Here is a 7,228-nt window from a genome sequence, read left to right as displayed (position 1 = left end):
GTCTCGATGTCCGTCATCTGCTTCTGTACGGCGTCGAGCTGGTCGTGGAGAGCGCCTAGGGTGTCGGCGTCCGCGCCCGCGGCTTGGGCCTGGGCGATGGCGGCCTCAAGCTGCTCGGCCGCGCCCTCGAGGGCGGCGTAGCCGTCGCGGGCCTGCGTGAGCTGAGCGAGTGCGTCCTTGGCGGCCTGGTACTGCTCGTTTTGCTCGAGCGCCGCGCGGGCCTGGGCGATGGCCCCCTCGCGGGTGGCGGGGTCGCTGAGCTGGGCGCGGCCGGCGTCGATCTGCGCCTGGGCGGCGGCGAGCGCGTCTGTGGCCTCGGCCTTCTTGGCCGCGAGCTGCTCGCGGCCGCTCTCGATTTGGGCTAGCGCGTCGTCGATCGTGGCCTGTGCCTCGTCGATCTGGCTCTGTGCGCGCTCGAACTCGTCGTTTGCGCTCTGCTCGGCCTCGTCGATTTGGGCGTTGACGTCGGCGGCGATCTGCTCCTCGCGGGCTTGCTCGCGCTGCTCCTTGATGCCTTCTGCCTGGGAGAGGACGGCATCGACCTTGTCCTGGTAGGCGCCCGTGAAGCCGCTTAGCTCGGTGGCGCCCGCAACCTGCAGGTAGACCACCGAGTAGGCGCTCGTTGTGGCGTCGGCGTCGCTCACGAAGAAGGCGTAGCGCGCGCCTGTGGCGCGGAAGGACGACGAGCCGTGCTTGGCCGCGACGTTGGTGGGGTCGCCCACTTCGGCCACGATCGTGTAGGCGTGGCGGGCAAAGAGCTCCTTGGAGGTGGCGTCGCTCGCGCTGAGGTCGTCAAAGCGGCCCTGGTAGGCGTCGGTGAGCAGGGTCTGGAGGTCGTCGTCCGTGAGGTCCGCCCAGCGGGTGAGGTCCATGTCGTTGGCGATGGCCGCGCGGGCGAGGTCATCTGCGTCGATCTGGTCGAGCAGGTCGCGCTCGTCGTCGGTGAGCTCGACGTCGTCTGCGTCGTCGATGTTGTCGAGCAGGTCCTGCGCCTTGGCCTGCTGGCGTTCGAGCGTGTCGTCGGCCGCCCAGGTGGAGGGGTCGCCGTCCACGCCGAAGGTGAGCGTGTCGCCGATGCGCTTGCCGGAGTCTGCAAGGTAGTCGCTCGTGACGGCCACCTCGCCGGCCGCAGCGGGCAGGCGCCCCTCGATGAGGTAGGGCTCGTTCATGCCGTCCTTGGCCGTGGCGCTCACGGCGACGGATTGGCTGGCGTTGTCCACCTCGGTGTAGGCCGTCTCCTTCCAGCCACCCTGGGCGGCGCTCACCCCATCGAGGGCGCCAAGTGCGTCCACGTCGTCGTCGGTGAGGCCCAGGGTCGACTGCACGCTCACGTCGTAGAGGCGCTGGGCGTCGAAGTACTCGTCGGCCGAGAGACGCAGGTCCTCGCAGGCGATGGTGAGGCCCACGAACATCGTGGTGCCCAGCATGCAGATGGCCGCAATCGAGACGAAGCGGCGCAGGCTGTGGCGGATGGTTCGAAGGGTGTCTTTTGCGAGGGCTGAGCGCATGGGGCGGGTCCTTCTCGTCATTGGGACAATAGGTGCCTGAGCAAGTGTCCCAGTTGGGACAATAGATGCCTGAGCAACTGTCCCGCTTCTACCACTCGATCTGGCTGATGGGCGTGGGCGCGGGGTTCACGCACATCTCGGTGACGCGACCGCTCTTGAAGCGGATGAGGCGGTCGGCCATGGGGGCGAGCGCGGCGTTGTGGGTGATGAGCACCACGGTGATGCCATCGCGGCGGCAGGTGTCCTGCAGAAGCTGCAGGATCTGCTTGCCGGTCTGGTAGTCGAGGGCGCCGGTAGGCTCGTCGCACAGCAGCAGCTTGGGGTTCTTGGCCACGGCGCGGGCGATTGAGACGCGCTGCTGCTCGCCGCCCGAGAGCTGGGCGGGGAAGTTCGCGAGGCGGCTGCCCAGGCCCACCTTCTCGAGCGTCTCGCGCGCGTCGAGCGAGTCGGGGCAGATCTGGGCCGCGAGCTCGACGTTCTCGAGCGCGGTGAGGTTGGGCACGAGGTTGTAGAACTGGAAGACGAAGCCCACGTCGGCGCGGCGGTACTCCACCAGCTCGTCCTCGGTGGCGTTCGTGAGCTCGCGGCCGTCGACCGTGACCGAGCCCGAGGTGGCGGTGTCCATACCGCCCAGGATGTTGAGTGCCGTGGTCTTGCCGGCGCCGCTTGCGCCCAGCACCACGGCGAGCTCGCCGCGCTCGACCGAGAAGCTCGCGCCGTCGAGGGCGTGGATCTCTGCGGCGCCCGAGCCGTAGGCCTTCACGACGTTGTTGAACTCGATGTAGGGCATGCGGGCTCCCGTCTGCCAGGTTGTGTGCATATGAAGTCCAGTATAGCCGTTACGCTCGCCTTTCACGTATAGTGTTTGCGCAGGTTAACTATCAGTCCGAGACGTAGCGGGGGCGTGACAGAGGGACGTTTCTATTGTCACGTTTTTTGCGTGACAAAGGACCCCGTCCCTCTGTCACGCGGCATGCTCGCCCTGCCGTTTTACCAGGATGTTTCATGTTCGAGAAGCGCCTGTTCTCGCTCGTGCCCGAGGCCATTGGCCACATCGTGGCGAGCGTGGCGTGCAAGTGGCTGGCCCTCGTGGCCAACGTCGTGGTGATGTGGGTGCTCGCGGGCCTGCTCGACGCCGCCTTCGCGGCCGGCACGGGCATGGGTGCCGCGGCCGCCGTCCAGGCGCTCTCGCAGGGCACCACGTTGGGCGTGCTCGCGGCCGCTATCGCGGTGCGCGCCGCGGCCATCTACCTCGCCCAGCGCTGCGGCGACCGCGCGGCCTTCGTGGCCACGCGCAAGATCCGCGGTCTCGTCTACGCCAAGCTCTGCGAGCTGGGCCCCTCCTATGCCGAGACGACCACCACTGCCGAGGCCGTGCAGACGAGCGTCGAGGGCGTCTCGCCGCTGCAGGTCTACTTTGGCGGCTACCTGTCGCAGCTCTCCTACTCGGCGCTCGCGCCCCTCACCCTGTTTGCCCTGCTCGTGTGGCAGGCGGGCCTGCCGGCGACGCTGCTGCTCATGAGCGCGCCCGTGATTCCCATCTCAATCATGATGGTCATGAAGAACGCCAAGAAGATCGGCGAGGCGTACTGGGGCAGCTACGTCGACCTGGGCGGCATGTTCCTCGAGGCGGTGCAGGGCCTCACGACCCTCAAGGTCTATCAGGCCGACGTCGCCTGGCACGGCCGCATCAACAAGGAGGCCGAGTGCTTCCGCGGCGCTACGATGCGCCTGCTCGTGATGCAGTTGCGCTCGATCTGCGTCATGAACCTCGTGGTCTACATGGGTGCCGCGGCCGGCATCATCGTGGCGGTGCTGCAGCTCGCGAGCGGCGCCATCACGTTTGGCGCGGCCTTCCTCGTGGTGTTCCTCTCGCAGGAGTTCTTTTTGCCCATGCGCCGGCTGGGGTCGCTGTTCCACACGGCCATGAACGGCATGGCGGCGTCGCGCCGCATGTTCGACATCCTGGACACCCCGGCGCCCGCCCGCGGCGACGTGGGGATCACCGGCCACGGCGACGTCGAGCTTAGCGGCGTGGGCTACGCCTGTGCCCCGCGTGCGCCGAGCTTGCCGCCTACGCCACGGCCCGGGTGGAGCGCTGTCCGCATATGGGCACCAAGACGTTCTGCTCGGCCTGTCCCACGCACTGCTATCGCCCCGAGATGCGCGAGCGCATCCGCGAGGTCATGCGCTGGTCGGGGCCGCGCATGCTGCGCTACCGCCCCGTGCCCGCGCTGCGCCACGCGTGGGTGAGCATGCAGGGCGTCATTGCCGCCAAGCGTGGCCGCCGCGGCTGACCCCGTGCGTGTCGGGCCGGGGACAGAGGGACGTGCCTATTGTCCCCCCCCCCTGAACGGGGACAAAGGACCCGTCCCTCTGTCCCCGTGGGGTTAGCGGGAGGCCTTGCCCTGGTTGGCGACCGCGTCGATCTTGGCGGCAATCGCGTCGGCGTCTCCCAGGTAGCGCTTGTCCACCACGTGGAAGCTGCGGTCGAGCGTGTAGACGAGCGGCACGCCCGTGGGGATGTTCACCTTGAGGATCTGCTCGGGCGTGAGCCCTTCGAGCTTCATCACGAGCGAGCGCAGCGAGTTGCCGTGGGCCACGACGAGCACGCGCCTGCCGGCGAGCATCTGCGGGCGAATCTCGTCCTCGAAGTAGGGCCAGGCGCGCGCGATGCAGTCCTTGAGGCACTCGGTGAGCGGCAGCTGGTCGGGCGCAACGTCGCGATACATCTGCTGGGCGTGCGGGTCGCGCTCGTCGCCGGGTGCAAGGGCGGGCGGCTGGACGTCAAACGAGCGGCGCCAGATGAGGACCTGCTCGTCTCCGTGCTCGGCCGCGGCGTCGGCCTTGTTGAGACCCTGGAGTGCCCCGTAGTGGCGCTCGTTGAGCTTCCAGCTCTTGGTGACGGGCAGCCACTCGCGGTCGAGCTCGCCCAGCACGATGTCCAGGGTATGGATGGCGCGCTTGAGTCGCGAGGTGTAGCAGACGTCGAAGTCGAAGCCGGCCTCGCGCAGGGCGCGTCCGCCCGCGGCCGCCTCGGTACGGCCGGTGTCGGTGAGGTCGACGTCGGTCCAACCGGTGAAGAGGTTGAGCCTGTTCCACTCGGACTCTCCGTGGCGGATGAGGACGAGCTGCATCGTGTCGTTGTCCATGGTGCCTCCTTGGCGTTGGGGGAGATGTGCTCCCTATCTGTTTGCGCCCTAGTCTAGCTAGAAGTTAACTATGGTCAACTTAAAAGTTTGCTACGATTTACTTATCGAAACGAACGCGGCCGCATCTGGCCGTATCATATAGGAAAGAAGCAGGTCATGAGTGCTGCTGACATCATCGTCGTTGCCGTTGTCGCCATTGTGTTCGCGCTGTGCGTGCGTTCCATCGTGAAGTCGCAGAAGTCGGGGGAGTGCGCCGACTGCGCGTCGGGCGGCTCCTGCAGCGCCCACAAGGGCGGCGGCCACTGCAAGGAGAGCGCCAAGCTCATGGCCAACGCCGCTGCCGCCGTCTCGCGTTACGAGGCCAACCAGGGCAAGTAGGCGGCCCTACCCATCTGAGCCTTATCGTGTCGCCGGCCCTTCTTCGCGTTGCCGGTCCTTCTCGGCCACGCCCTCATCGGGCCAGTGGTCCTTCTCGGCCGCGCCAACCAAACTTCACCTCCTCAAAATCCTAGGAAAACGCCCTTATGGTTATCCGTTAATTAGTGATAACGGCATTTTCCTAGGAATTTGTGGTTTGGATGATGGTTCATCGCGCGTGAGAGGGGTGGTCCTGCGGCGCGTCGCCGCGCCCGCCGCCGAGAAGCCTGCCACCGCCCTCGTGAACGCCGCTGCTGAGAAGCACGCCCTGCGTCCCGTTCCCGCGTCCGTCCCGCGCTCCGCCGCGCCCGCGCAAGCGTCACCGCCCCCGTGCCCGCCGACGCCGAGAAGCACGCCGCCGCCCCGCGCTCGTCACACGCCGCCCACCCGGGGGAAACAGCCCCGTAACACGCATGTGAGACAGTGGCTTCGATACATTGGATAAACGCTGCGTCGCGCCCGCATCGGGGCTGCGCCGCGCCCCTGATACGAGGTGTCTCGATGACAAACGAGCAGAACATCGACTTCGTCCTTCGCTCCGTCGAGGAGCGCGACATCCGCTTCGTGCGCCTGTGGTTCACAGACGTGCTGGGCAACCTCAAGTCGTTCGCCATCTCGCCGGAGGACCTCGAGGAGGCCTTCGAGGAGGGCATCGGCTTCGACGGCTCGGCCGTCGACGGCTTCGCCGCCCTCGAGGAGTCAGACATGCTGGCCTTTCCCGACGCGAGCACCTTCCAGGTGCTGCCCTGGCGCCCCACCGAGAGCGGCGTGGCCCGCATCTTCTGCAACATCCGCACGCCGCAGGGCGAGCCGTTCGCCGGCGACCCGCGCGCCTGCCTCTACCGCGCCTTCCGCGCCGCCGACAAGGCCGGCTACGTCCTCAACGTGAGTCCCGAGCTCGAGTTCTTCTACTTCAAGGAGGACACCACGGTCTCGGCCGGCTCGGCCGTGCCGGTGCCGCTCGACAACGCCGGCTACTTTGACCTCACCCCCGAGGACTCGGCCCGCGACCTGCGCCGCGACCTCACGCTCGCCCTCGAGCAGATGTCGATTCCGGTGGAGTACTCCTACCATGCCGCCGCGCCCTCGCAAAACGGCGTGTCTCTGCGCTACTCCGAGGCCGTGACCTGCGCCGACAACATCATGACGGCCCGCCTGGTCATCAAGCAGACGGCCCGCTCGCACAACATGTTCGCCTCGTTCATGCCCAAGCCGCTCTCCGGCGTGGCGGGCTCAGCCATGTTCCTGTCGCAGTCGCTGTTTGACCACGACGGCAACAACCTGTTCTGGGCCGAGGGCAAGGGCTCGGTGCACCACCTCTCCAAGGTGGCCCAGAGCTACATCGCAGGCCTGCTCAAGTACGCTCCCGAGTTTGCCCTCGTGACCAACCCCACGGTCAACTCCTACAAGCGCCTCGTGCCCAACGGCGAGGTTCCCTGCTACGCCACCTGGGGCTCCAAGAACCGCTCGGCCTTCGTGCGCGTGCCCACCTACAAGCCGGGCAAGCAGCTGAGCCGCCGCATCGAGCTGCGCGGCCCCGACCCCACCTGCAACCCCTACCTCACCATGGCCGTGACGCTCGCCGCGGGCATGAGGGGCATCGAGGAGGGCCTCGAGATCCCGGCCGAGTCGAGCGCCACGTTCGACGAGCTCGCCACCTCGGGCGCCACGCGTCTGCCGCGCGACCTGGGCGAGGCCGTCGAGGCCTTCGAGGGCAGCGAGCTCATGCGCGAGACGCTGGGCGATCACATCTTCGAGTACCTGCTGCGCGAGAAGCGCGACGAGTGGGCCGAGTACTCCCAGACCGTGACCGACTGGGAGCTGCGCCACTACTACGGCGGCTTCTAGGACATCGACGCCATGGGGCGCGCCTTATTGCATGAAGGCGCGCCCCTTTTTTAGGCAACTTCGAGAATATGCAAAATTACCGAATGTTTTACCGTTCAAATGCAAAATTCTGAGTACAATAGGCAACGTAATTACGAGAAGCGCATAAAACCGCTTCATTATTGGCAGATACGCATGCGGGCGAGTGACCCGCGAAAGCTGCGCCATCGGCGCACGGGAAGGGGACACACCATGAAGAACATGAGCAGGCGCGAGTTCATCGGCTCCGCGAGCGCCCTGGCCGCCATCGCAGCCGGCCAGGGC

The 7,228-nt window shown here is 67.0% G+C and carries 5 protein-coding genes and 2 pseudogenes; 4 read left to right on the top strand and 3 right to left on the bottom strand.

The features are described from left to right. A pseudogene (locus AC1VTH_RS05380) lies at positions 1-1,508 on the bottom strand (hypothetical protein); the annotation flags it as partial. Positions 1,509-1,596: 88 nt separating this feature from the next. Further along, positions 1,597-2,298, bottom strand: a complete 702-nt coding sequence (locus AC1VTH_RS05375) for an ABC transporter ATP-binding protein (protein ID WP_293825051.1) — start codon at positions 2,296-2,298, stop codon at positions 1,597-1,599. Positions 2,299-2,513: 215 nt separating this feature from the next. Between AC1VTH_RS05375 and AC1VTH_RS05370 the strand changes: the two are divergent. Together AC1VTH_RS05370 and AC1VTH_RS05365 are read left to right on the top strand one after the other, a co-directional pair. Then, positions 2,514-3,368: pseudogene (locus tag AC1VTH_RS05370) on the top strand (ABC transporter transmembrane domain-containing protein); the annotation flags it as partial. Between the two features lie 230 nt (positions 3,369-3,598). Next, entirely contained in the window at positions 3,599-3,805 is a 207-nt protein-coding gene (locus AC1VTH_RS05365) for a nitrous oxide-stimulated promoter family protein (protein WP_481335117.1), read from the top strand. 93 nt (positions 3,806-3,898) lie between these two features. Here the strand turns inward: AC1VTH_RS05365 and gpmA are convergent, their stop codons facing one another. Continuing rightward, positions 3,899-4,660 carry a 2,3-diphosphoglycerate-dependent phosphoglycerate mutase gene (gene gpmA / locus AC1VTH_RS05360; protein ID WP_481335116.1) on the bottom strand — a complete coding sequence of 254 codons (762 nt, stop codon included), beginning with the start codon at positions 4,658-4,660 and terminating at the stop codon, positions 3,899-3,901. A 156-nt stretch (positions 4,661-4,816) separates the two neighbouring features. Here gpmA and AC1VTH_RS05355 point away from each other — a divergent pair, with 156 nt between their 5' ends. Together AC1VTH_RS05355 and AC1VTH_RS05350 are read left to right on the top strand one after the other, a co-directional pair. Beyond that, complete coding sequence (locus AC1VTH_RS05355) at positions 4,817-5,038, top strand: FeoB-associated Cys-rich membrane protein (RefSeq protein WP_293673932.1); 222 nt, start codon at positions 4,817-4,819, stop codon at positions 5,036-5,038. A gap of 540 nt (positions 5,039-5,578) precedes the next feature. After that, positions 5,579-6,925: a glutamine synthetase family protein gene (locus AC1VTH_RS05350; protein ID WP_293825043.1), complete on the top strand. Its 1,347-nt coding sequence runs from the start codon at positions 5,579-5,581 to the stop codon at positions 6,923-6,925. Positions 6,926-7,228 lie beyond the last annotated feature (303 nt).

Source organism: Parolsenella sp. (assembly GCF_982402205.1).
This window is presented reverse-complemented; position numbering and strand designations above follow the sequence as displayed.

Coding starts and splice junctions, on each gene's coding strand:
- AC1VTH_RS05375 (WP_293825051.1), bottom strand. CDS start 2,298: ATGCCCTACATCGAGTTCAACAACGTCGTGAAGGCCTACGGCTCGGGC.
- gpmA (WP_481335116.1), bottom strand. CDS start 4,660: ATGGACAACGACACGATGCAGCTCGTCCTCATCCGCCACGGAGAGTCC.
- AC1VTH_RS05355 (WP_293673932.1), top strand. CDS start 4,817: ATGAGTGCTGCTGACATCATCGTCGTTGCCGTTGTCGCCATTGTGTTC.
- AC1VTH_RS05350 (WP_293825043.1), top strand. CDS start 5,579: ATGACAAACGAGCAGAACATCGACTTCGTCCTTCGCTCCGTCGAGGAG.